This window comes from Methanosarcina sp. Kolksee (assembly GCF_000969945.1).
In the GTDB taxonomy this organism is placed as follows: Archaea; Halobacteriota; Methanosarcinia; order Methanosarcinales; family Methanosarcinaceae; genus Methanosarcina; species Methanosarcina vacuolata.
On sequence record NZ_CP009524.1, the window covers coordinates 2,847,844 to 2,872,143 of the forward strand.

22 protein-coding genes and 1 pseudogene are annotated in these 24,300 nt (G+C 39.8%); 12 read left to right on the forward strand and 11 right to left on the reverse strand.

What is annotated here, in order from left to right:
• Window positions 1-915: 915 nt before the first annotated feature.
• Window positions 916-1,158: pseudogene (locus MSKOL_RS21105) on the forward strand (thiamine phosphate synthase); the annotation flags it as partial.
• Window positions 1,159-1,332: 174 nt separating this feature from the next.
• On the opposite strand, the gene MSKOL_RS11765 reads toward MSKOL_RS21105, so the two are convergent.
• The 6 genes from MSKOL_RS11765 to MSKOL_RS11790 form a co-directional block, all read right to left on the reverse strand.
• The gene (locus MSKOL_RS11765; protein ID WP_048156444.1) at window positions 1,333-2,031 is read right to left on the reverse strand and encodes an ABC transporter ATP-binding protein; all 699 of its coding nucleotides are present in this window, start codon (window positions 2,029-2,031) and stop codon (window positions 1,333-1,335) included.
• Window positions 2,013-3,002: an ABC transporter ATP-binding protein gene (locus MSKOL_RS11770; RefSeq protein WP_048156447.1), complete on the reverse strand. Its 990-nt coding sequence runs from the start codon at window positions 3,000-3,002 to the stop codon at window positions 2,013-2,015. Before MSKOL_RS11770 ends, MSKOL_RS11765 begins: the two co-directional genes overlap by 19 nt.
• Window positions 2,999-3,955: an ABC transporter permease gene (locus tag MSKOL_RS11775; RefSeq protein WP_048156452.1), complete on the reverse strand. Its 957-nt coding sequence runs from the start codon at window positions 3,953-3,955 to the stop codon at window positions 2,999-3,001. The genes MSKOL_RS11770 and MSKOL_RS11775 overlap by 4 nt, the downstream gene beginning before the upstream one ends.
• On the reverse strand, window positions 3,942-4,901 hold the full coding sequence (locus MSKOL_RS11780; protein ID WP_048156455.1) for an ABC transporter permease: 960 nt from the start codon (window positions 4,899-4,901) through the stop codon (window positions 3,942-3,944). Before MSKOL_RS11780 ends, MSKOL_RS11775 begins: the two co-directional genes overlap by 14 nt.
• A 174-nt stretch (window positions 4,902-5,075) precedes the next feature.
• Window positions 5,076-6,860, reverse strand: a complete 1,785-nt coding sequence (locus tag MSKOL_RS11785) for an ABC transporter substrate-binding protein (RefSeq protein WP_048156458.1) — start codon at window positions 6,858-6,860, stop codon at window positions 5,076-5,078.
• 382 nt (window positions 6,861-7,242) lie between these two features.
• Window positions 7,243-8,265, reverse strand: coding sequence for a PHP domain-containing protein (locus MSKOL_RS11790; RefSeq protein WP_231592209.1), 1,023 nt, complete (start codon window positions 8,263-8,265; stop codon window positions 7,243-7,245).
• Between the two features lie 217 nt (window positions 8,266-8,482).
• Here MSKOL_RS11790 and MSKOL_RS11795 point away from each other — a divergent pair, with 217 nt between their 5' ends.
• From MSKOL_RS11795 to MSKOL_RS11805, 3 genes are all read left to right on the forward strand, one after another.
• Window positions 8,483-8,728, forward strand: coding sequence for a hypothetical protein (locus tag MSKOL_RS11795; protein ID WP_052725441.1), 246 nt, complete (start codon window positions 8,483-8,485; stop codon window positions 8,726-8,728).
• 325 nt (window positions 8,729-9,053) lie between these two features.
• Window positions 9,054-9,485 carry a thioesterase family protein gene (locus MSKOL_RS11800; RefSeq protein ID WP_048156459.1) on the forward strand — a complete coding sequence of 144 codons (432 nt, stop codon included), beginning with the start codon at window positions 9,054-9,056 and terminating at the stop codon, window positions 9,483-9,485.
• Window positions 9,486-9,495: 10 nt separating this feature from the next.
• Window positions 9,496-10,347, forward strand: a complete 852-nt coding sequence (locus tag MSKOL_RS11805; RefSeq protein WP_048158334.1) for a methanogenesis marker 8 protein — start codon at window positions 9,496-9,498, stop codon at window positions 10,345-10,347.
• Window positions 10,348-10,464: 117 nt separating this feature from the next.
• Here MSKOL_RS11805 and MSKOL_RS11810 read toward each other — a convergent pair whose 3' ends face one another.
• Complete coding sequence (locus MSKOL_RS11810) at window positions 10,465-11,403, reverse strand: hypothetical protein (RefSeq protein ID WP_048121177.1); 939 nt, start codon at window positions 11,401-11,403, stop codon at window positions 10,465-10,467.
• 447 nt (window positions 11,404-11,850) lie between these two features.
• Entirely contained in the window at window positions 11,851-12,987 is a 1,137-nt protein-coding gene (locus MSKOL_RS11815) for an ABC transporter substrate-binding protein (protein ID WP_048156462.1), read from the reverse strand.
• A gap of 674 nt (window positions 12,988-13,661) precedes the next feature.
• Here MSKOL_RS11815 and MSKOL_RS11820 point away from each other — a divergent pair.
• From MSKOL_RS11820 to MSKOL_RS11855, 8 genes are all read left to right on the forward strand, one after another.
• Window positions 13,662-14,693, forward strand: a complete 1,032-nt coding sequence (locus MSKOL_RS11820; RefSeq protein ID WP_048156463.1) for an iron ABC transporter permease — start codon at window positions 13,662-13,664, stop codon at window positions 14,691-14,693.
• Window positions 14,690-15,499 carry an ABC transporter ATP-binding protein gene (locus MSKOL_RS11825; RefSeq protein WP_048121183.1) on the forward strand — a complete coding sequence of 270 codons (810 nt, stop codon included), beginning with the start codon at window positions 14,690-14,692 and terminating at the stop codon, window positions 15,497-15,499. Before MSKOL_RS11820 ends, MSKOL_RS11825 begins: the two co-directional genes overlap by 4 nt.
• Before the next feature lie 37 nt (window positions 15,500-15,536).
• A complete protein-coding gene (locus tag MSKOL_RS11830; RefSeq protein ID WP_048156466.1) occupies window positions 15,537-16,622 on the forward strand; it encodes an ABC transporter substrate-binding protein in 1,086 nt (361 codons plus the stop codon).
• Window positions 16,623-16,720: 98 nt separating this feature from the next.
• Window positions 16,721-17,806, forward strand: coding sequence for an ABC transporter substrate-binding protein (locus tag MSKOL_RS11835; RefSeq protein ID WP_048156468.1), 1,086 nt, complete (start codon window positions 16,721-16,723; stop codon window positions 17,804-17,806).
• Window positions 17,807-17,853: 47 nt separating this feature from the next.
• Window positions 17,854-18,546: a GTP-binding protein gene (locus MSKOL_RS11840; protein ID WP_048156470.1), complete on the forward strand. Its 693-nt coding sequence runs from the start codon at window positions 17,854-17,856 to the stop codon at window positions 18,544-18,546.
• A 2-nt stretch (window positions 18,547-18,548) separates the two neighbouring features.
• Window positions 18,549-19,559, forward strand: a complete 1,011-nt coding sequence (locus MSKOL_RS11845; RefSeq protein WP_048156474.1) for an ATP-binding cassette domain-containing protein — start codon at window positions 18,549-18,551, stop codon at window positions 19,557-19,559.
• A 238-nt stretch (window positions 19,560-19,797) separates the two neighbouring features.
• Window positions 19,798-20,853, forward strand: coding sequence for a homocitrate synthase (locus MSKOL_RS11850; RefSeq protein ID WP_052725443.1), 1,056 nt, complete (start codon window positions 19,798-19,800; stop codon window positions 20,851-20,853).
• On the forward strand, window positions 20,846-21,709 hold the full coding sequence (locus tag MSKOL_RS11855; RefSeq protein ID WP_197078766.1) for a homocitrate synthase: 864 nt from the start codon (window positions 20,846-20,848) through the stop codon (window positions 21,707-21,709). Before MSKOL_RS11850 ends, MSKOL_RS11855 begins: the two co-directional genes overlap by 8 nt.
• A 116-nt stretch (window positions 21,710-21,825) precedes the next feature.
• Here MSKOL_RS11855 and MSKOL_RS11860 read toward each other — a convergent pair whose 3' ends face one another.
• The 3 genes from MSKOL_RS11860 to MSKOL_RS11870 all read right to left on the reverse strand — a co-directional run bounded on the left by MSKOL_RS11860 (window position 21,826) and on the right by MSKOL_RS11870 (window position 24,294).
• Window positions 21,826-22,326: a 3-isopropylmalate dehydratase gene (locus MSKOL_RS11860; protein WP_048121190.1), complete on the reverse strand. Its 501-nt coding sequence runs from the start codon at window positions 22,324-22,326 to the stop codon at window positions 21,826-21,828.
• Between the two features lie 201 nt (window positions 22,327-22,527).
• Complete coding sequence (locus tag MSKOL_RS11865; RefSeq protein WP_052725445.1) at window positions 22,528-23,709, reverse strand: ABC transporter substrate-binding protein; 1,182 nt, start codon at window positions 23,707-23,709, stop codon at window positions 22,528-22,530.
• 153 nt (window positions 23,710-23,862) lie between these two features.
• Window positions 23,863-24,294 carry a NifB/NifX family molybdenum-iron cluster-binding protein gene (locus tag MSKOL_RS11870; RefSeq protein WP_048156484.1) on the reverse strand — a complete coding sequence of 144 codons (432 nt, stop codon included), beginning with the start codon at window positions 24,292-24,294 and terminating at the stop codon, window positions 23,863-23,865.
• Between the last annotated feature and the right edge of the window lie 6 nt (window positions 24,295-24,300).

Genomic DNA, 24,300 nt, shown 5'->3' on the forward strand with positions numbered 1-24,300 from the left:
ATTTTTTCATTCAGCTTTGCTAAAGAGTACGTCCGATCTTCCCGTAACTGTGTCACTATTTTGAACTACTGGTTTCTGGAAAAAGTATTTTTATAAACACAATCCGATTCCACACATTCACATCTGTGAATCCCAATCAAAAATTCAACATTAACAACGCTTGGCAAAAGAAAGCTATCGGAACCAGTGATCGGCATAGAATCAAGGCGGATATAAATTCAGGGAAAGCAACCTTTGTCCGGCGAAGAATGATTATTTGAGTTGATCCCAAAACTCTAATTACTTTTTTAGATCTCTTGTAAGTAACTAATCGAGCTTTTGGATATTGGGTTCCAGTTGTTAATTTTACACACAACAAATTCCAAACGTTACAATTTCTAAACACCAATATAAGTTGTATTACCAAAGTCTCTAACAATTAACACTTTAGTTGACTTAATTGAAAATTGATTATTGAGGGTAAGCAGCGTACTGGAAAAATCAGACTTTGAAGTTGTAATGTCAGCAGCAATCGGAATTAAATCAAGTTTTTAGATGAGCTCTTCAGGTAGCGGAAAATAATGTAAACTTGTTCTATCATTTTGTGTTGCACCTGACCTTTCGCAGATGTCTTCAAAATGATAACATTTTTTTCTGCTATCGTTTTTGGAAAATTATTTGGAAATCTGCAGTTATTGTCTCAACTGAAGCTTCGGGAAATAGGTGCTGGAAGTTTTCAATGAAGGCAAAAGGCAGAAAATTGTGGGATGTTTCAAAAACATATGGTTGAGTAGACAGGACGGTTTTCAGAAAAAACGATAACAGGAAAAATTGTGAAAATTGAACGGGCATCTGCGGAAAGTAAGATAAGTTCAGAAAAATGAGACTATAAAGAAACGTTTTTAAAAAACGTGCGTATCGGATGGATTAATCATTATGAACCAGAAAGGCTTCAGCCGGAAAAGTTCCCTTTTAAAGGAAATTGACTTCTATCTTGTAACGGATTCCGGACTTTCAAAGAAAGGGACTTTATCCAATGTCAGAGAAGCAGTCGAGTCAGGCTGCAGGATTGTTCAGTACCGGGAAAAGAATAAAAGTACGAAATAAATTATTGGCCAGGAAGATATGCCTGTTGAAACGGCAAGAAAGCTCCTTGGTGAGGATAAAATAATCGGCCTTCACGACTCTTACAATGGTTTAATTTACGATGGTTCAATTTATGATGGTTCAATTTACGATGGTTTAATTTATAATGGTTCAATTTACGTTCCCCATGCAGACCTTACCCTAGCAAGTTATCTGAAATGGACTTATCGGTATGATAAACCGGTGCAACGGTTTTTTTGAGAGAGTTCAATCAATTACTCTCAACTGCCCATTCTCAAGCAATCCGCATCGGTCTGACATGAAACGGATAACAGCTTCATCATGGGAGATCAGGAGATATCCTATACTCTTCTCGGCCTGAACTTTTTTAAGCATGTGCAGGACCTGGGCCTGGACCGAGACATCCAGGGCTGAAGTTGGCTCGTCAAGTACGATATATTCGGGTTCTAAAAGAAGGATTCGTCCGAGGGCAAGGCGCTGTAGCTGTCCTCCTGAGAGCTGTGAAGGATAGCGAGAAAGAACTTCTTCTGGAAGGCCAATCGTCATAAGCATCTCTTTTGTTTTTGAGGCATGTTCTATAAGGGGAATTTTGAGGAGTTTCAGGACATCGAAAACTGAGTTTCCTATTTTTTTCCTCGGGTTAAAAGCGCCCGTAGGGTCTTGAAACATTATCTGGACCTTGCGGCGAAAAGCCATATGTTCGGTTTTTTTCATATTGGGAAGTGGAGAACTCTCATAGTACACAGTACCGTATGTGGGCTTCTCAATCCCGGCAATAACTCTCCCCAGCGTGCTTTTTCCTTCCCCGGAAGGTCCCATCAATCCAAAGGTCTCTCCTGACCTGATTTCAAAAGAAACTTCTCGGAAAATACATCTTCCCTGGCTTAACAGGCCTTTTCCGTATTTCTTTGATATGCTGTCTGCTCTCAGGGATATAGAAAACACCTCACAGCCCTTTGACCAATTTCTTTGATTTCGGGATGGATTTGAATGCAGCGCTTTTCCCTCAAAGGGCATCTCGGATGGAACCTGCATCCTGAAGGAAGGCTATTAAGAGGCGGAGAAAAACCGGGTATGGGAATAAAGCCTTTCTCAGGCAGACTGTACAGTAGACCTCTGGTGTAAGGGTGTAAAGGGTTCTCAAAAAGGCTTGATGGGTCGGCGAGTTCAACAATCTCTCCTGCATACATCACGGCAATTCTGTCTGCAAGCCTTTGCACAAATCCAAGGTCATGGCTTATTAGAAGCAGGGCACTCTTCCTTTCAATTTTCAGATTTCTGAGTTCAGCTTCCAGTTCAGCTATGCATTTTTTGTCAAGTCCTTTGCTGGGTTCGTCTGCTATAAGGAGTGCAGGATTAAGTATAGTTGACGCAGTAATCAAAAAGCGCTGGTTCATCCCACCTGAACACCATGAGGGATAGTAGTTCATGCATTCAGAAAAGTTCGCAAAACCCATACGTTTCAGGGCTAATGCAGCTCTGGAAAGTGCCATCTTTTTCTTTTCCTTCTGGTGTACACACAGGGGTTCTGCAAGCTGGTGACCTATGGAATACACAGGGTTGAGGGCAAGGGAAGGGTTCTGAAAAATAATAGCAATTTCTTTTCCTCTTATCTTTGCCATTTCTTTTTCGTTCATTCCGAGCAGGCTTTTTCCCCTTAATTCGATACTTCCTTCCACCCTTGACTCAGGGGGCAGGAGGTTCATAACTGCATGTGCGACGACAGATTTCCCACATCCGGTCTCTCCTACAAGAGCCAGAGTTTCATTTTCTTTAATCGAAAAAGAAATTCCCGAAAGTACGTTTACGGTTTCTATTCCCTGAAATGAGACATCAAGGTCCCTTACTTTAAGCAATACGTCCCTTTCAAGCAATGTGTTCCTTTCAAGCAATATGCTCCTGGAATGGGCTTTCATAGCGTGTCTACACCTTCTCTGGAGTGTTCTTCCTTTGCTTCAAGCCCGAAACCTATCAGTGCGATAGACAGTACACAGAGGGTGATACAGATCCCTGGAGGCATATACCACCACCACATGTCCCGAATAAAACCACCTTGAGAAAAAGCAAAAGAAAGCATCATTCCCCAGCTTTTCATGCTTACGTCGCCAAGTCCCAGGAAAGAAAGGGATGCCTCAGAAATCATTGCCGAAGCAGTTGCCAGCATGAATTTGGGAAACAGGACGTGGATAATGTTTGGGAATATATCTGATTTCATGATGTGGTAAGAGGAAAAACCCATACACTGAGCACTTTTTACGTAACCTGCTTCCCTGAGCTGTAAAGTCTTTGAACGGGTGACTCTGGCAGTGGATTCCCAGGAAAGAAGCCCCAGTATAGCTATCAGGATCCAGATGCTCGGCTTCAGAAATGCTCCAAGGACTATAATAAGGGGAATTTTGGGGATAACAAGGACAACATCAGTAAAACCCATTAACAGCTCATCAATGATTCCTCTGAAATAGCCTGCACAGATACCTAACGTAGTCCCGATGAGAGTTGAGATCAGAGCTGCCATAAAACCTACTGTCATTGAGATCCTTGCCCCAAACACCAGTTCTGAAAGGACATCATTTCCTATGTCATTTGTCCCAAGCAAGTGTTCTTCAGACGGGGCTTCGTAGGGTATGAAACGCTCTTCTGGGGCATAAGGGGCAAAAATTGAAGGAAAAAGCGCCATAAAAATGAAAAGTACAAAAAGGAGAACGCCTATCCAGTTGGATACTCCCTGGAAATCTTTCTGTTTCTGAAAAATCCAGGAAGAAGGTTCTCCAGGAAATTCGAAGCTGGAAGCTTCGGATTTTTTCTCAGAAAAACCTTCAATGCCTGCTTCTTTCATACAGGGAATATCAGTACAGTCAGATTGATTCATCCAGGCCTCCTCTTACTCTGGGGTCAATTAAGGCATAGAGCAGGTCAGCAAACATATTTGCTAGCAGAACGGTAAGAGCGATTACCAGAAATGCCCCTTGAAGCAGAGGGTAGTCTTTTCCCATTATTGCATTGTATATCATGACCCCCATCCCGTTTAAGGAAAAGATGATTTCTATAAACAGCGCTCCGCTGAAGAGAAAACCGAAATCCAGGGCAAGCAGGGTAATTATCGGGAGGGAGGCGTTTTTTATGATATGCCTGAAAAGTATATCGGTATTGTACAGGCCTTTTGCTCTGGCATACAGTGCATAAAGCTGCTCTTTTTCCTGAATTACGCTTCCTCGCATGACCAGAAAGTTTCTGGACGCTGAAAAGACAGACATTACGCAGATAGGTAAGAAAAGGTGATGCAGCACACTTCCGATTTCAGGAGTATCATAAAAGCCTTTGGAGGGAAAGAATCCCAGTTTAAAAGAAAAGATATAGAGGGTCAGGAGGGCAAGAAAGTAAGGTGGGATACAGGATAGCACCACAAAAATGAAACCTGTAAAATGGCTCATTTTTCTTTCCGGTTTCCAGCCTGCAAGGGCACCGAGAAAACATCCAAGCAAGGCCCCGATAACCACTGATACCCCCACAAAAATCAGTGTCCAGCTCATCTTATTAAGAAGAATTTCTGCTACGGGGGCATGGAGGTGATAGGAATACCCCAGGTCAAGGCGCAGGAGATTGGAAAGATAGGAAGTGAACTGCTCGGAAAGGGGCAGATTAAGCCCCAGTCCTGCCCTCAGTTCTTCCATCACTTCTTCTGAAACATAAGCGTCTTCACCAATCAGGTTTTTTACCGGGTCTCCAGGCATGAACCTCGGGAGGGTAAAGTTGATGACGATTATCAGCATCAACGAGGCAAAATACCTGGTTATTTTTCTTGCTATTTCTGACATTGCTCTATTTCTGACGTCGCTCTTTTTACTCTGTTCTTGCTATCTCTGATATCGCTCTTTTTAGTCTGTTCTCGCCGTCTTTGATATCGCTCTTTTTAGTCTGTTCTTGCTATCTCTGATATCGCTCTGATTACCCGTTTTCTTCAATCGGATTTCTTCTTCCGAGACTAAGTTTTACGCCTCCACTTTCGTTACATTTGTAAAAGTATCCAAGTTATATATCCCGTAAAGTGGATCCGCGTACCAGCCTTCGAAGTGCCTGTTAAATGGAGTAACCGTCTTGCTCCAGTAGAGGGGAATTGCAGGCAGATTTTCTGCATAGTAGTCCTGAAGCTCGTATGCATACTTCTGAAGTTCTGCAGAGTCCGTGGTTGCAAGTATGTTATCGCAGAGTTGCAGGAACACAGGGTCTTCTACATTATGCATAACTCCCTGGCCTGTCCGCCTGGAATCAAAATAGCCGCTTCCCCAACTTGAGTGCATAAGCATACCCCAGGGAGTGGAACGCGTTACTGTCAGGTCATAATTGTAACTGTCTTTAAGAGTAATCCAGGTATCTGAATCCACAGTTTTGAGGTCTGCAGAAAGCCCAATATTTTCAAAATATTCATCGAGAAGTTCGCCTGTTCTGGCGTAATCAGGTCGGATGAGGATTTCAAGTTTTATGTCTTTTCCATCTTTTCCTTCAAGTATTCCATTCCCGTTGCTGTCCGAATATCCGGCTTTTTCCAGGATTTCTCTGGCTTTTTCGGGGCTGTACTCCAGTTTTTCGGTTTCCTTATAATTTTCCATGGATGATGGCACAAAACCACGATTCGGAACTTCTCCATACCCCAGGGTTTCAAGACTTGCGAGCTCTTCATAATTTATGGCATAGGCCAGAGCCTCCCGGAATTCCTCATCTGAAAACGGTGCTTTTTTCAAATTGGGAGCAAGGAAAACAAGCCCGATACTGGTCTTTTCCATGAAGTCAAAATTTCCAGTTTTATTAAGTTCTTCTATACTTGAGTAAGGGTATGATCCCGCATATTTATAGTAAGTGTCAGCTTCTCCATTTTTAAGAGCTAGAGTGGCAACATCCACATTTGAGTAAAAATGGATCTCGACAGTTTTGAATTCAGGAGCCTTTCCTTTCCAGTAAGGGTTTTTCTCAAAAACCAGTTTTCCGGCATTGAGGTCTATCAGTTTTAGGTAGTAGGGGCCGCAGCCGACATAAGGACCGTTGTTTGTGTATTCTACCGGGTCCTCGATATTTTTCCACACATGAGCAGGGAGGATATCATAGGTTGCAAACTCCATACTGACCCGGGTGTAAGGCTTGTTAAATTTGAAGGTCACTGAATTGTTGGCATCCGAAACTGTTGAGTTTTCCAGGGTATCATTAATCCAGCTTGCCCAGGGGGTTTTTTCACCGTAGTAGCGGATTGAGAACTCAACATCTTCTGGTGTTACTTTTTCTCCGTCACTCCAGTAGAGGTCGTCTCTGAGGTAGAAGGTCCAGAGCGTGTTATTTTCCGATACACTGTAATTCTCTGCAAGCTGCCCTACAATATGTCCTTCCGAATCCATTTTCATGAGTGGCGGGTTTGAAAGATGGGCAAAAACCCCCAGACCTGTATCTCCAACCAGAGACGCAGAGTCTATTACGTCTGGAGTTGCAATTCTCAGGACTGCTTCTTCAGAATCTGCTGACTGTTGAATGTCTGCAGAGCCGGTTTTGGAAATTTCTCCTGCGCTCTGCAGTTCTTCTTCTCCTGAGAACAGGCTTTTTACATATGTGATAAACCGGTCAAAAAATCCTTCTTCTGAGACTGGTTGATTGTTTTCAGAATCTTCCTGCCCTGCCGCTCCTGAAGAAAATATAGTTGAGCAAAAGGTAAGAACAAGTATTGTAAGGATAATCGTTCGCTTTAATTTTACTTTTAAGTCCAATCCCATTAAGTGTCTTATTTGTTTCATCTACTGATTTCCCCTTTTTGAGCTCTTATCATCCAGATTTCAAAAACATTTTTACAGACTGCAAATAGTCCTACAGACTGCAAATAGTCCTACAGACTGCAAATAGTCCTACAGACTGCAAATAGTCCTACAGATCCCAATTACTTCTTGAGTAACATTTTTAATCTTCGAATCGGGAACTTTTTCCATCATAGTAATAATTAACAATAATATCACATATCGTAGTTAAAAATAATACAAACTATTCATTTTTTATGCTAAATACTCTAAACAATTTCATAATATAAACTTTTTGATATTTTACTATCCAAAAAATAGACTGGGGAAAGCCCTTTTATGCAGGCTGATTCGAGTCATTACAAAAACTGAAAAAACCGCACTTTTAATTTTGTTTCTCGATTTCAATCTGCCTTTCAATATCTTTTGCCAGATTTTCTGCCGAATGAATGTAGACTGATGCAGGAAGCCCCGTGTTTGAGATCATATAAAACAGGTTCATGGTTGTCCTGTTGAGGCCAGGAAAACTGCTCAATAGGGTGCTTCTGGAGATTTTGACCATTGTATCAAGAGATTTTATCCCGGTAAGGTAGCCTTCTATGTCCCTGTTTTTCTGGCTTTTTTCAAAAATAAGATCTATCCAGGTATTCATTTCGTCGATCAAAAGCTCTCTGGTAAGGTCTTCGGGAACAATATAACTTTTTCCCTGCGTTACGTTTTTGAAAAATTCATTGAAATTATCTCCTTTTGCAAGAGTGTATACTTTACCGATTCTTCCTGTATGAGTATCGGTTGTCGCGGCAATACCTTTGCCAAGGTTCTCTGCAAGAGCAATTGTAAGTTCGTTTTTCTGCTTGAGTTCGTGCATATTGTACTCCAGTACAGGGAAAAGTTTTGCCAGCCTGGGGACTGAAGACGGATTCGGTACACTGTGAAACTCAAACCAGAATGGATGGTTATAAATAAAAGGAAGCTTGTGCCGCCTGAGGTATTTGATAAAGCTCCTCAGGTCATGTTCGATTTCCGCAATTTCCATGAGCTCAAAGAACTCATCCCTGTCAAGCTCGAAAATATTAATATGAAGCGAATGCCCTGCAAACTCCGGGTCATATACACTTATTTCAACCCCGGGGATAAGCTTTTCACGGTTCCACCCGAGAATTTCATATGCCTCAATGGTATCGTGGTCTGTAAATGTCACGTAATCCATTCCCATCTTTAGAGCCTTCTTATAAAGGCTCTCTGGGTGCAGGTCTCTTACAGGAAGCACGTCAAAAGAACAGGTTGTATGAACGTGCAGGTCTGCTCGCCTCCAGCCCTCTTCTATAAGCTCAACTGCTTGTTCCGGAGTTATCAGTTTCTCCTCGTAATTTCCCGGCCTTCTCCCCATAGGCGTAAAACCTTGCATTTTAATTTGATTTTGATTATTATTAGTAAGTGTTTAATTTATCCCCAATATAGTATATCCTTTTTTTAGATTAAGGTTTTCCGGAAGAATTCCTGGAAAAATTACAGGCTCACAAATGAAAAATTACAGGCCCACAAATGAAATATTACAGGTTCACAAATGAAATTTTTTGTGTTGAATGCAAATTCAGATCCAGGCCCTTCAAAGGTAAACTCCAGTGGTCATCACCCAAACAGCTTGGAAGATACAGAGTCTTGCAAAAGACAACATTATCCCGTTCTATGATGTGGTAGAACTCGGCGGTAAAGCCAGAAAACATAAAAGAGTGCTCGGAATTTCCCTAAAAGAAGCAAAGTCTCCTGCACTTTCTATGGAGATTATTGAGAAATTGGAACGCCGCTCAAAAAAGAAATTCTTCTGGAAAGAGAGACAGAAGGAGATACGCAGCCATAGAAGCAATTAAGTTAGGTCATGCTCGATTTATAAAATCAAATGCATTAAGCGTCATGGCTAAAATGACGAATCTGATGGCCTCTTAAACATTTTCAGCTAGAAATCAGATAACTAAACATCTTCCTGATGTTGAGACCATAAAAATTTAATAGAACTTAAAAGAACCTTAAATGTGATACTTAAATAATTGAACTAAAAAACAAAAGTTGCTATACGTTGTTGTTTTAATTTGTATTTTAGGTAGTTAATGTTTAGTGCTACTTTTTCATCAGTTCAACTGCTAAAGTCCTAGCTAAAGAAGTTTTTGTGTAGAATGTCCTAAAAGGAGGTTATATATGGATAGTTCTTCTTTGAAGCCCGGTCTAGCTTACGAATTCAAGTTCAAAATACCAGAGAATAAGACTGTTCCTTTCCTTTATCCAGAATCACCTGAATTTCAGGTTATGCCAAAGGTTTTTGCCACTGAGTTCATGGCTGGATTATTTGAATGGACCTGTATTCAAGCAATAAATCCCTATCTAGACTTCCCCGCTGAGCAGACTGTAGGCACCGATGTTAAATTAAGCCATTCGGCGGCTACTCCACCCGGTTTGACCGTTACGGTAAAGACAAAATTGGAAAAAATAGAGGGACGGAAGCTCACTTTTTCAATTATGGCTGATGATGGCGTTGACAAGATTTCTGAGGGCACAGATGAGAAATTTATAATCGACGCTGCCAAATTTAACTCCAAGGCAGAAGCCAAAGCTAAAAGTGCCAGTAATTGAAGGGATAATCATGCCTCATATAATGGAAATAATGGGAAAAACAAGGGTAGTAGTAAAGGATGGTAAAGTAATAGAAGTTGGAGAGGCTGAACTTGAGTGGTGTCCTCTCATTGACAAGCTAAGCGGTGTACAGAAAATTACCTCTGAAGAAGTCAAAAAGAATGTGGAGTTTAAGATAAAAGAATACGGAATGTTCACAGCCAAGCGACATCTCCTTGGACATGATACTTTCGTAGCTTTTGGAGCCTCAGAAATAATGATGTCTGGCTTGCGAAGCGGTTTTCTTGATACAACTGTAACCGCCTGTGATGGAGCAGGTACTGTTATATCCAATAATCCAGAGCTTGTTCAGGGTATAGGAGGCAGGATGTCAGGTCTGGTCGAAACTGAACCTATTGAGGATGTCATAAATGGAATTCAAAAACTCGGTGGAATTGTCCTCGATACTAAAACTGCATCTATAGACCCCGTTGGCGGAGTTAAAAAAGCTGCGGAACTTGGTTACAAAAAAATCGCAGTCACCACTGCTGATTCAAAAACTGCAAAAAATCTGAGGGAAATTGAGACTGAACTTGGGCTTGGTCTTATAGTAATTGCGGTACATGTTACAGGAGTCAGCAAGGAAGAAGCTCAAGGTCTTCTGGAAAATTCAGACCTGGTGATCAGTTGTGCTTCTAAGTATATAAGGGAGCTTGCAAAACCCATAGTTCAAGTAGCTGCTGCAATTCCACTATTTGCCCTTACTAAGAAAGGAAAAAAATTAGTGATTGAGAGGGAAAGAGATATTGAAAGCCCAATTTTGATAACTACTACAGAACTGCCAGTTGTGCCTAAACATAAGCAGCCGCGGGATTTGAAGTAAAGGGTTATGTGCGGTATGTGGGAGCCTTGAGTATTTTTCAGTTTGCTTAGAGCCTATCAATGTTTCAGCTCCAGAAAGCACACAACACACTTATTTTTCGGATAGCTTCTAATAGCCTTAAATACCCCCATTGCAACCGGAACAGTTATCGCACGATTTTGCTTTCATATAGTTGCCGCGCATGATCAGGAATGTGCATTCAGCTATCTTGTAGACGACCTCTTTGGTATCGTCACCAACGCTTACAGTATTATCATCAAAGACTAACTTAATCGGCACAGTTTCAAACTCAGTTGTCAGGCCCGGCCTTAACGTTGGAAAAATTATTTCCTTTTCGCCATTTTTTTTCCGGACTGTAATGATGTCAAAAGTAGTGAGAGAAGTTAATCTTCCTCTTTCGTCAAAGCACACGGAATTTTTATCCGCATCAATTCCAAGTGCATCTGCATCATATGCATTTATCGAGCCAATAGGGGTTTCAATAGTGAATGGTTCTGCAGGTTCTACAGATTGTATGCTCCCATCTTCAAAAAGCTTAAACCCTATTCGAACTGGCATTTTTCCTGCAGGTGTGTCAATTATAATTCGTTCATTCGGCCACAAAATCAGGCTTCTAACTTTTCCGTCCGGATAAAACCGCAAACCTATTATTTTTGCATAAAAGTCCCCAAATGGGAATGAAAAATGGAATTTTTGTGCAAGTTCGCCTTCTTCTTCCTCTGACCAGAAACCACTGATCTGGCCGTTTAGAGGGAACAAACTATTGATTGATCCATCCTCAAAAAAAGTAACCAGTTCTGCTGGAAATGTTCCTGTTGGTGTGCTTATTTCAGTCTGCTGTTCTAGAGAAATGCTTTTAATTTTCCCACTTTTATAGAAAGACAATACTGCTAACTGCTTTTTTCGAAATCCTGGGTCGCCATATTGTGGAACAAGATCTCCGTACTTTGTGTGAATCAAATTATACTCTTCAAGCTTACAGTCCTTCAGTTCACCACCATCATATGTGGTAAAGCTCGTTATTCCTTTGAGTCCACTTGTTTCAACAGTTAACATTATGTACCATCCTGGGTTAAAAACTAATTAAGTTCTTAGCTTTATATATTTGAAACAAATTCTACATATTTTTGTATTTTTAGTCATTTTAATATAATTAAAATAAGATTATATATATTAACTAAAAACATACTAAATAAAAACATACTAAATAAAAACATGCTAAACAAAAACCTTAACGACCTTTGATTTCTTCAGAGATTTTTCATTAGAAATACTCGCGTTGATTCACTACTTTGATTAATTTGTATGACTGATTTTGATTAATTTGTATGACTGATTTTGATTAATTTGTATGACTGATTTTGATTAATTTGTATGACTGATTTTGATTAATTTGTATGACTGATTTTGACTAATTTATCTGACTGATTTTGATTAATTTGTATGACTGATTTTGATTAATTTGTATGACTGATTGTGATTAATTTGTATGACTGATTGTGATTAATTTGTCTGATTGATTTGGTCATTCGTCACGTTATTATCAAGATATACTTTTGAATAAAATGTTTTTACCTCTTTGTTCAGGTCAATTTTCACTTTATCCGGATAAAGCATTTTTGCGGCCCACAGAAGCCCCATCAGTGATTGTGTCCGGTCAAGCATCTCGTATTTTGTAGATGCGTAAACACGCTTATTCTTTACGGCAGCAATATCTTTCCAGGCGTCTTTCGAGAGAATTTCATCACGACCTTTCGCAGTTTTGGTAATAATAACATCTGGATTCCACTGATAGATTTGTTCCAGTGAAACCTGGATTTCTTCACTTGTATTGGCCGATTCCATTTGCGGATTTGCTTCCATGAAGCTTATGCCCCCCGCCAAACTGATGATAGACGCCATAATGGTTCTGGACCCAACCGTCTTGGTGACATCTGGTTGCGCATAATACACTTTGAGCTTATCACTTTCATTAATTTTCGAGGTTTGATCGGTAACCTTTTTGATGGTTTCATCCCAGTAATCCCCAAGCTCGTTTCCTTCTTTTTCATTTCCAACAATTTTACCGATTAACCTCCATGAATCTGCAATCTCTTCAAGTGTATCTTTTGATGCAGCAACGAATGGAATGCCAACTTTTTTTTGTTCTGATTCGATTTTCGTATCCTTTGTTAACGTTATTACTACCTGAGGACTGACTGCTAAAAGATCTTCTACGTTCATGTCGCTGTGGAATTCTCCATTAGTCGGAAGAGCCAGCAGCCTTTTTTCTTCATCATCTGGCATAAATTCTAGCCGTTCAGTAAACTGCTTGTCCACACTCGCAAGTTTTTCCGGCGCCAGCCTCCATACCATTTGGCACGGTATAGGATGTAACACTGAAATCATGGTAATATCAGCAGGCAATGTAATTTTTCTGCCTGCCAAATCGGTAATTTCCCAAGTATCTGACAGTGCAGTGTCCGATATTGTTGTTTCTTGCTCAATATTTGTTGCAGCAGTTATCTCAGCTTTGGGATTTGATGTCGTATCCATAAAATCGCTTGTTTTCTGTGAACATCCACTTACAAGCAGTATAGGTAGTGTTATTAAAAGACACAGCACGATAAACAAACTTAGTGGACTTTTCTTTGTTCTCATCTTGATAGCCCTTCAATATTTTTTGAGTCCATCCCAAAACTTACGATTTTACTTCTTTGGATACAGCTTTAAAATTTTATACTACATTGGTATGCGATATGTACTATTTGACATAACAAAAAGTATATTTTACTAATACAGAAATCAATTACCTACTATCTAATATATATAGTTATTCTATGAACTGATTTTTCAAGTTTTCAGTTGAAATATGTGATTCAAAAGGAAACTACGACGCTCAATCACAAAAAAGGGATAAAGGCAAAATTAAAATCAAAAAAAGAGATTGCGGCCGGATTAAAAAAGAGCATACCTTTCCAACTGAGGTGCTTCTATTAACTCCTTTTTATTCGCTCGAAGGCACGGTAAGAAGGCGAGTTCGTAGGAAATTATTTATACTAGCATCTAGGAAATTGATTACTGGTATTTTAACATATATAATTTGTTATGTATGAATAAACATAACGCCTATGAAACATTCAAAGAAACACTCAAATTGAGAAATAAATAGTACAGGAGGAATTAAAGTGCAACATACAAAATTCACATATTAACGCAGAAAACCAGTAGTTGAAGCCTCAAACCAACTACAATATGAGCTCGATGAGCGTACTTGAAAAAGATACTCCAAAAGAAACTATGGATAATTTGTAAACCTTTGGTGTGAAAGAATAATGAACAGGCAAATAAATTGGGAAACCATTCAAAATATATCTTTAACAACCGCGTTGATTGTACTCCCAATACTTTTGTTCTTTGGATCTTTTATGATTGGCAGATATCCAGTATCTCCCATGGATGTAATACTGTCTATTGTATCGGTTTTTGTGCCGATCACCACAAATTTGGATTCAACCATTTATACAGTAGTTTGGGATATACGTCTGCCCCGTATAATAGCTGCGATGATTGTGGGTGCAGCTCTCTCAATCTCAGGTGCTTCTTTTCAGGGGACTTTCCAGAACCCACTGGTTTCTCCAGATATCCTGGGTGTTTCATCAGGTGCAGGTTTCGGAGCTGCAATAGCTATTTTGTTCAGTTTTTCCGCAGTAATGATTCAGGCTACAGCCTTTTTATTCGGCCTTGTTGCAGTTATCCTTACTTACTCTCTCAGCAAAAGACTTAGGGGTAATAGTATTTTGGTGATGGTACTGGGAGGGATAGCTATCGCAGCACTCTTTTCTGCTCTCATTTCGTGTATCAAGTACCTTGCAGATCCTGACAGCAAACTGCCAGAAATAGTATACTGGCTTATGGGTAGCCTCTCTGCAGTTAACAGTAACAGTGTCTTGATGATAGTAGGGCCTGTTCTGTTCGGATTCACAGCACTATTGCTTGTTGGATGGAGAATTAACGTTCTTTCAATGGGGGATGATGAAGCGCGTTCACTGGGCGTAAACACAGAAAAAATGAGGTTGCTGGTAATTTTTTGCTGTACGTTCTTAACAGCTTCCGCTGTAAGCATAAGTGGCATCATTGGCTGGGTGGGCCTTGTAGTACCTCACGCAGCCAGGATGATCGTGGGCCCGGATCACAGAAAGCTTTTGCCTGCAAGCATTTCACTGGGGGCTACTTTCCTTCTGCTGGTTGATGATGTGTGCAGAACAGCCACATCCATTGAAATTCCTCTGGGAATACTAACAGCCATAATAGGAGCACCCGTTTTCATATACTTACTCCAAAAAGGCTACGAGGGATGGTCATGAGCAATATTATGGATATTAAGAATGCAGAGTTCTCTTACAATGGAAAGAAAAGCGTCTTCAAAAACGTGAATCTCTCAATAGAGGAGGGAGACGTCTTATGTATTCTGGGGCCTAATGGAACCGGAAAATCTACTTTAATTAAATGTATGAACAGCCTGCTTAAACTGAAAAGCGGCGAGATATTACTGAAAAATAAGAGTATTTATTCAATGAAAGAAACCGAACTTGCAAAAATCATCGGATATATCCCACAATCAAATAGTTCGATTTTTGCGTTTTCGGTTTTCGATATAGTTCTGATGGGCAGAACTCCCCATTTGAGTTTAACGTCTGTTCCCGGAACGAAAGATTATAAAATTGCTGAAGAGGCCCTGAAAGGTCTTGGAATCTTGCATCTAAAGAATAAAATCTACACTGAAATCAGTGGCGGTGAAAGACAGCTTGTTTTAATGGCAAGAGCAATAGCTCAACAGCCCGAAATCCTTCTCCTCGACGAACCAACATCCCATCTGGATTTTGGAAACCAGATACGAACTCTCAAAGTCATAAAGGAACTGTCCAAAACTGGACTATCGGTTGTAATGACTTCACATTTTCCAGACCACGCCTTCTTATCCTGTAATAAAGTAGCCATCATGAATCAGGGGACAATTATGGAAACAGGAAAACCGGAAATTGTTGTCACTGAACATAATATGAAACAGGCCTATGGAATAGATGTTAAAATTCTGGATGTAAATGAGCATAGAAGAGCATGTATTCCTATGCAAATACAAGAATCACACATGAATATAGGCTGTTCCTGATCTGAGGTATAATAGCAAGAAAATTTGAGGTGGTTGAATGGATAAAAGGGGTGTAATGGCAGTTGTTGTGGTTATTTCAATCCTTGCAATAGTATCTGCTGCTATACATGTAGGTCATAGTAACACAAAGTCTGATCAAAGTAGTGATATCGGGTCGGAGAAATACGTTCAGATAACAGATCAGGAAGGAAGAGTCGTAACTATACCGGCAAATGTGACTCGTGTGGCTGCTATTTCGGGTCAGGCATACGAAAAATTGATATTGTTGAATCAAACCGACAAGATCGCAGTGACGATGTCTGCGTGGACCAATTTGCCCTGGTCATCTAGGATAGCTCCGCAGCTGAAAGGTATCCCTATAGAAGACGATCCAAATGTTGAAGATCTGATGAGCAAAAAAGTACAGGTAGTATTTTGTCGGTCATATGATGGTACTAAGGAGAAACTGAACTCAACCAATATAGCTGCTGTAGTCACTCAGAAAAACTCAGGAAATCCTGATAACGTAGACTCATTCGTGAAATATGTGAAGCAGGAAATCGCGCTTTATGGTGAAGTAATGGGCCCTGATGCAAAAAAGACTGCTGATAAATGGGGTGCATACTTTGATCAGAAAGTGAATTATGTGACATCAAGAACTGCGAACCTTACAGATAGTCAGCGACCAACAGTGTACTATGCCAGAGATGCGACGACAACACAGGGTAAAAACTCTTATCCGCAGTTTTACGTGGAAATGGCTGGCGGTAAATATCTTTCTGGAGATACGGAAGGAATTGAAACAATTACACCGGAGCAGCTACTTGTATGGGATCCTGACGTAATCTTTGTAGGTCGAGTTAACAGTACGGATATAATTATGAATGATTCTAAATTTAGCAATCTGGAAGCTGTGCAAAATAACAAAGTATACCTCTGCCCACTGGGGATCGTCTACTGGGACTATGGCGCTGAAGGGGTGTTGCTTATGGAGTATTTTGCCAAAACCCTGCATCCAGACTTATTTGAAGACCTGAACATGACCAATGAAGTCAAAGATTACTATTCGAGGTTCTACCACTACAACCTGACCGATGATGAGGCAAACAGGATACTGCAGCATTTGCCGCCTGCCAGCACTTAACATGACAAATAGAGGAAAGTTTGTCAGATTTACAGTTTAAAAATAGGATAAGGAACTGGAAAGGTAACTAAAAAGAACAACAAGAGGAGTGAAATATTGTGGAAAATAGGTATTCTTTAGATTTCTCCACAGAAAGAGATGACTATATGTGTGAAACCGAACTGTGCAGCGGTGAACTTTCGCCTGGAGAATTTGATTTTATGGGGAGAATTCCGGTTCCATTAAAATACACTTTCAAGGATGGTTTGGAGGCGGTATTAAAGAAGCACAGGATTGAAAAAAGAATCCGGCTTAATTGCTATTTTCCTATGGGGGGAGGAAGCGGTTATTTCCCTTTTGAAAACATTCACAACGTGGATAGCATTGACGATTTTCCTAATATGGTGTTGTCTCCATCATTTGATAACCTATTTGAGAAGCACTTTTTCGAAAAATTTATTGATAAAGGTTATTTCCAGGCGTGTCAACCCAAGCCTTTACATCAAATATACGCTGACTGTGGTATAGAGGATCCTGAAAAACAATTTACTATTTTTGCAATAGTTCCATTTGTTTTTCTTGTAGACCACCGGAAGCTGGATGGGCTGCCCGTCCCCAGACGTTGGATTGATATTCTTGATCCGATTTACCATAATAAAATAATAATTGGCGGCTGGCGGAAAGATGAAAATAGCCCGTATTCTGAGTTTAACTCTTTCTTATTTTTGGATCTATATAAGGAGCATGGAATTCAGAGTTTAAAATATCTGGCATACAATACAAAAAACATGCTGCATTATGTTCATATGTCGAGAATCGCAGGTTCTAATAGTGAGCTTGGCGCAGCCATATATATTATCCCCTGGTTTCTGGCTGATATTTGTCCAAGGCGTGAAAATACTTCTATAATATGGCCGGAAGATGGCGCTCTGGCATTCCCTATTTATTTTCTAGCCAAGAAATCAAAACTGGATAAACTGAATGTATTAATTAAATACGTCACGGGTAAAGGGTTAGGACAGTGTTTAGTTGATAATTGTTATCCTTCTCTAAATCCCGAAGTCAACTACAGATATCCGACTAATGCTAAACTGAAATGGCTGGGGTGGGATTATGTGCGCTCTAATGATACCATGGAATTAATCCGGCTAACGTCAAAGGTATTTTTTGAGGTCTGGCAGAGCACTCCTTTTACAAAAACTTGATACTTACGAGAAAAGCAGGATACTGAAATTTGAAGGAGATACGTGAGATGAGATTAATTACAGTGGCAGGGCCGCCTTCAGTAGGTAAGACTTCAGTCATACTGAAAACGGTTGAACACCTGAAAAAAGAAGGTAAAAAAATAGGCATTATCAAGTTTGATGCACTTTCTACAAAAGATGACCTTGCCTATGAAAAGATGGGGTTGCCGGTTATGGTTGGACTCTCTGGAAATTTATGCCCTGACCATTTCTTTGTGAGTAATATTGATGAATGCCTTACCTGGGGAAAAGAAAACAAGCTGGATATGCTTATTACCGAGAGTGCCGGATTATGCAACAGATGCTCCCCCCATATAAAAGAAGTGTTAGGGGTATGTGTTATTGATAATCTTTCAGGGGTTCATACACCGAAAAAAATCGGCCCGATGCTGAGATTAGCGGACGTTGTCGTCATTACAAAGAGCGATATCGTATCTCAAGCAGAAAGGGAGGTTTTTGCCTTCAATGTAAGATTGGCAAATCCTAAAGCCCATATTATGTCTGTCAATGGGATTACTGGCCAGGGAGCTTTTGATTTAAGCTATTACTTGCGCAGTGCAACCGAAGTGGACAAGCTTGAAGGTAGAAAATTACGTTTTTCCATGCCGTCAGCTGTATGCCCTTATTGTGTAGGAGAAACTGTGATCAGTAAAGATTACCAACGTGGAAATGCAAAAAAAATGGTTTTTAAGGGGATATAAAAGTGGATGATCATCTGTTAACTTCATCGATTAAGGAGATCTTGAATTTTTATCCCTTTGTTGCAGATTTTTTTGCATCAATTGGATTAAAAGAACTACCTCAGTCCTTAACTTTGCAGGAATGGCTTGCAGAATTGACAGATGAATTCCTGAGAGACTCAGGAATGGACCAAAAACAGATGTTAAACCACATAGAAGCAATAATCCAAATAAATATTATTTCAGAAAATCAACATCAAATAAGCTCCCTTACGGTAATTGGGGGAAAAGACAAGTTCGGGAATACAGAGGATGCAAGCATTACCTTGAAACCTGGAGAGATAGTTTGCATCGTTGGCCCTACTGGTTCCGGAAAAAGTCGGCTGCTGGCTGACATCGAATGTATGGCACAAAAAGATACGCCGACAGGGAGGCAGGTTCTAATAAACGGGCTTGTACCTGAAGCAAAGAAACGCTTTTCAATGGACCAAAAGCTAGTGTCACAGTTGTCTCAAAACATGAATTTTGTTGTAGACCTCACAGTAAAAGAATTCATTACTATGCATGCTGAGTGCCGTATGATTTCCAAAAAGGATGAAACGGTTAATAAAATAATTTGTACTGCAAATGAACTCACAGGAGAGAAATTTAGTGACGAGGTTTCAATTACTCAACTCAGTGGGGGTCAGGCACGTTCACTAATGATTGCCGATACGGCTTTGTTAAGTACATCTCCTGTTATTTTGATTGATGAGATTGAGAATGCAGGAGTTAACAGGAGAAAAGCGCTGGAACTCCTGGTTAATAAAGAAAAAATAGTGCTCATATCTACCCACGATCCACTACTGGCTTTAATGGGTGATCGCCGGATAGTGATCAGGAATGGTGCAATGTCCAGTATTATTGAGACGAGTCCTCAGGAAAAAAACAATTTGAGGTATATGGAACATCTGGATTGCAAAATTATTGAACTGCGTGATATGTTGAGAAATGGAGAGAGAATTGATACCGAACTCAATTGGTGTTTGGGATAATGGATTATGAAAGAAAAGATTTCTAAATTTTAGATATCTACTTTGTGAATAAATACAGTTTTTACTCGTTCATTTAACCAAATAAAAACCAAATAAATGAAATTCAAGTTAAACTGGTAGTGGGAGAGGAATTTAACTGAAGGAAAACATCAAAATTTCAATTGTAGATAATACAATAAATGAGATACTGCGCCTGGGTTTTCATAGTCCTGCCGATTTTAAGATTATTCTGTCTGTTTTGAAGAAGTATTCGCTGGACGTGGCAGATGTCTCGCTGAACAATTTAGAGAAAAATATGTTCAAATTCGAGACTGTTGACTTTTTAGAAAGTTTAAGGTGCAGAGTCGGATGTACCAGGCAAGAGATATTCAAGGCTAAAGAACTTGGTTTTTCTAAAATCGTAATCAATACTTCTCTTGATCCGCTTGTTTCCATGCCTGATATACTTAAATCAATTGAATCATTGCAATCTGTATTGCAAACAGTTTGTAGTAACGATCAGGAAATTTATCTAAGCATTGATAATGCACTGGAATTCCCGGTAGAAGAAGTAAATATGGTAGATATATTATATCCCTTCATTGCTGAGTACGGGATAAAAAGGTTGATACTGGGCGACGTAAATGGGAAAATGGACCCCTTCATTACTTATAATAAATTTAATCTTTTCATGAATATGGCTCAATGTCCTGTTGAGTACATGGGATGCAATAATTATGGGATGGCTACGGCCAATACGCTTTCAGCATTAAGGGCAGGCGTTGAGTATGTCGCAACGGCAGTTGGCGGTATTGGGATTCCAGGAGTAGCAGCCATGGAAGAGGTCTTAATGGCAGCAAGGCATTTGTGGAAAAATGAACAGGTACCGAATGGTTATACGATTGCGGCAGATTGTGAGAACATTTTACGCAGGGCTGGTATTATATTGCCCGGAGAAAAAGCCATTATAGGAAAAAATGTATTTGCACACGAATCCGGCATCCATGTCGACGGTGTTATCAAAAATCCAAATTTATATGAAGCGATCAGACCCGAAGAGGTTGGTCTAAGCAGGTTTTTAGTGATCGGAAAACACTCAGGAACAGCATCCTTAACACAAAAACTTCGGCAACTGGACCTGTCCTTGAGCTCGCAGGAAGCAGCTACACTGCTTGATAAAGTAAGGCATACCGCGGTTCTGCAAAAAAAACCGGTGACAGATGCTCAACTTAAAACTCTTTATAATTTACATATGGAATCGATAAAAGAATCTAATGTCCACTTACCAATTGAAGGAGAAATCTCCTGTGATTAAAAATGAAGGCTTTGAAATCATTGACACCACATTGCGTGATGGGGAACAGTCTGCAGGTGTTGTGTTTTCGGTTGAAGAAAGGATGAATATCATTTCGGCTCTGGATAAAGCAAAAGTGAAATGGATTGAGGCTGGCATTCCTGCTATGGGCAAACAGGAATGCGAAGACCTGAAACTAATGCTCGACCTGCCGATAAAATCGAACCTCATCGCATGGAACAGAGCAAATTTAGAGGATTTAAAGGCGTCTATTGAATGCGGATTTAAATTTATTCATGTATCTCTGCCGGTATCTGATCTGCATATAGAATACAAGCTTCAAAAAAACAGGGTATGGGTGTTAGATAGGTTGAAAAAATGCCTGGAGTATCTCAAAAACTACGACGTAACGGTTATTGTAGGAGCTGAAGATGCATCAAGGGCAGACCCAGAGTTTTTGCTTCAATATGCAGATATTGCAGCTTCTTACGGTGCAATAAGAATCAGATATTCGGATACCGTAGGATGCCTGGACCATTTCACTACATATAGCAAAATCAAAGAAATTGCAGATCATAGTCTTCTTCCTGTTGAAATTCATGCGCATAATGATTTCGGCCTGGCCGTAGCAAATACCCTGGCAGCATATAAAGCGGGAGCAAAGTTTGCAAGTGTAACTGTAACAGGGCTTGGAGAACGTGCTGGAAATGCCTCAATGGAAGAGACCGCAGTTTCATTAAAACATTTTTATAACTACGATTGCGGAATTGAGCTTGAAACTTTGCCGTCTCTGGCTGAAATGGTCTCAAAAGCCAGCGAAAGGGCATTGTTTCCATATAAACCATTAGTGGGGTCGTTAGCGTCTAATCTGTTTTAGGTACAATATAATTTAGAGTCTTTCGATTAATTTCACATACTTTTTTAAAATTAAAATATTACAATATAATTTAGAGTCTTTCAATTAACTTCACACACTTTTTTAAAATTAATATATTATAAGTTTATATTTTTGCTCGCGCTTTGCTTTTTTCGATGGGCTACAAGTCCACCATCATTAAGTATCTCAAGCAGGAAATCCGGCAATTTGTTCCCTTTAAATATGTCTCTATCTGAAACCGTAACTTCACCTTTGGCCAGATCAACTTTAACTTTATCTCCTTCCTGGCACTCAATATCAACCTCTATGAGAGGTAGCCCGATATTGATCGCATTTCTGAAAAAGATTCTGGCAAAAGACTTTGCTATAACACATGATACTCCTGCATATTTCAAAGCAAGAGGAGCCTGCTCTCTTGAAGACCCACAGCCGAAGTTAGTGCCTGCAACAACGATATCTCCAATCCTGAACTTTTTTGTAAATTCCTGATCAATTCCTTCCATTGCATGAGCTGCAAAGATCTGTACATCTTTGCTCCGCAAATACTTGCCCGGGATTATTTCATCAGTATTAACGTTGTCTCCGAATTTCCAGACCCGGCCTATAATAAGACTCACAGTCACACCTCACCTGAAAAGTAATTTTCGTTAATGTTTCAATAATTTAGTAGCTGTCCACTTATTTACTGTAACTGTCCACCTGTTTACTTATTCTGAGGTCTTGAACACAAAGCTAAGAGGCTGAGTTGTTTAATGTATCTCAACCTTACAAAACAACCTGATACCTCTAAAGGACCAAAGTTTTCACTAAAGTTTCTATTAATCTGGAGCCTGTGCATTCAAAATTTTTTGAACATCCTCATCTGTAAGCTCGTAATCAAAAAAGGTCTTGTAGAACCACTTTGTTTCATTATTTATATCAATGGATTGAAACATATCCGGATTGATGGTTTTTGCAGCCCATTGAATCTGAAGCGCTTCTTCTGCTCCGGCTCGACTCCATATAAATGCTCCCTCCGGATTAAGATATACCCTGTTATTTTGAACTGCTTTAACCTTCTTCCAGGACTCGCTATTCATTATCTTCTCTTTTTCTTCAGATTTGGCGTTCACACCAAGAATAATCACATCAGGATTCCACTTCAAGATTTGTTCCATTGAAACTTCCTGCATAATACCGCCTTTTACTTCTTCAGCAGCATTGATGCCTCCTGCAGCTTCAATCCAATCACTTATGATATTTCCGCCGCCATCTACGCATAAAGGTGATAGTGATACGAGATGGAGAACTTTTGGTCTTTCGTCGTAAGGTATTCTGGATGAAATATTTCTTACCGATTCCAATTTGCTATCAAGGTATGCATTATATTTTAGTGAACGTTCTAAAGCCTCTTCGTCTCCCAAAACATTCGCGGTATCGGAAAAACATTTTTTCATAGAATCGAAGTCTGTAAAACTTACTTCTACAACAGGAACTCCAAGAGCAGATACTTTCTCTATATTTTTATCTCTGCTTGGCATGAAAACAACATCTGGCCTGGTAGCAAGCAAAGCTTCCACATCATATGTTGGGCTGAGTGTTATAGCATTATAATAGGCCGGACAAACTTTATACGCCCATGGTCTTGTTTTGGGACTGAACATTGTTGCAACAATCCTGTCATCAGCTCCAAGCATAGCCAGCACCTCATTGTGTCCCATCCAGGTATCTGCAACTCTTTCCACTTTTAAAGGAACTGTTACCTGTCTGCCTGCCGAATCAGTAACAATTCTAGTTTCCCCGCTTTTATCGTTTGAAGTGGATACGTTTGTTGCATTTTCCACATTTTTATCGTTTGAAGTGGATACATTTGTTGCATTTTCCACATTTATATCGTTTGAAGTGGATACCCCTGTAGTATTATCCTGTGCCACCTGACTGATTTTTTCTCCCGTACAGCCGGTGAAAACTAATACTGCCGTGATTGCAACAAATAGAATAACTATTGTTTTATTGTTCATCCAGGTACCTCTTTTTATTTTTAGAATACAGCAATAATTTTCCAGTCAAATATCAGTGGCAAAGGTACTCTTGACATAGCATCCGCTATCATCAAAAGGATACCTCTTAATATGGCAGCTTATTACTGTCTGGAATCAGGAAAAATTATTGACTTAAGATAATGCTGTAGAATGTAGGCTAATTTTTTTCATTTGTTTTTGCTTTCTCATGGTTTGCAAATACTTTAATCCCCTCTCAACGGTGTAACAATATTCAACGCACTCGATTCCGAATTCCCCAAGCTTTTTTTGTGCACCCAGGCCTATTTTCATCGAAAGCACAGCATCACAATCAGAAATAGTTTCTATTGCTTCTTTTTTCCCACGATATCCATTGTTAAGCTTGTTACCTCCATTGCAGTACTTCTTTGTCGAGCGTGTTTCGAGAAACTTATAGTCCTCACCATTAATCTCAAAAATCATAAAATCGGTTGCTTGCCCAAAGTGCTGGTCAACAAGTATTCCACTTGTTGAAGTAACTGCCACCTTGAATTTTTCAGAGCTCTGTTTTTCTACCTCATTTAAAGTTGTACATTCAATGTCCATATTACA